2 protein-coding genes are annotated in these 824 nt (G+C 67.4%); both read left to right on the forward strand.

Annotated elements, in window-relative coordinates:
- Window positions 1–569, forward strand: a 569-nt coding sequence (locus tag HC022_RS27850; protein ID WP_167454524.1) for a phosphate ABC transporter ATP-binding protein, incomplete at its 5' end; no start/stop codon positions are given.
- A gap of 5 nt (window positions 570–574) precedes the next feature.
- A partial coding sequence (locus tag HC022_RS27855) for a PhoU domain-containing protein (protein ID WP_303049122.1) occupies window positions 575–824 on the forward strand: 250 nt, incomplete at its 3' end.

Here is an 824-nt window from a genome sequence, read left to right on the forward strand (position 1 = left end):
GGCTCATCGCGCTCGACGGCGAGGACATCTACGACAAGCGCGTCGACCCGGTGCAGCTGCGCGCCAAGGTGGGCATGGTGTTCCAGAAGCCGAACCCGTTCCCCAAGTCGATCTACGACAACGTGGCCTACGGCCCGCGCATCCACGGTCTCGCCCGCAACAAGGCCGAGCTCGACGAGATCGTCGAGAGGGCCCTGCGCCGCGGCGCCATCTGGAACGAGGTGAAGGACCGCCTGGACTCGCCGGGCACCGGCCTCTCGGGTGGTCAGCAGCAGCGTCTGTGCATCGCGCGCGCCGTGGCCACCGAGCCCGAGGTGCTGCTGATGGACGAGCCCTGCTCGGCGCTCGACCCCATCGCCACCGCCCAGGTCGAGGAACTGATCGACGAACTGCGCGAGAACTACAGCGTGGTGATCGTGACGCACTCGATGCAGCAGGCCGCACGCGTGAGCCAGAAGACGGCCTTCTTCCACCTCGGCAACCTCGTCGAGTACGGGGAGACCAGCCAGATCTTCACCAACCCCGTGGACCCGCGCACGGAATCCTACATCACTGGCCGGATCGGATAATCGTCATGAGCGAACTGAAGCAACACATCGCCTCGGCGTTTGACAGGGATCTCGAGGGCGTCCAGGCCCAGATCCTCAAGATGGGCGGTCTGGTCGAGGTCGCGATCCACGACGCCGCCAAGGCGCTCGAGGCCCGCGACGAGGAGCTGGCCGAGCGCGTGCGCCTCGGCGACAGCGCCATCGATGCGATGGACGAGGCCCTGAACGAGGAGGTCGCGCGCCTCATCGCGCTGCGCCAGCCGATCGCCTCGGACC

The organism is Salipiger sp. HF18 (assembly GCF_011806505.1).
Classification (GTDB): Bacteria; Pseudomonadota; Alphaproteobacteria; order Rhodobacterales; family Rhodobacteraceae; genus Salipiger; species Salipiger thiooxidans.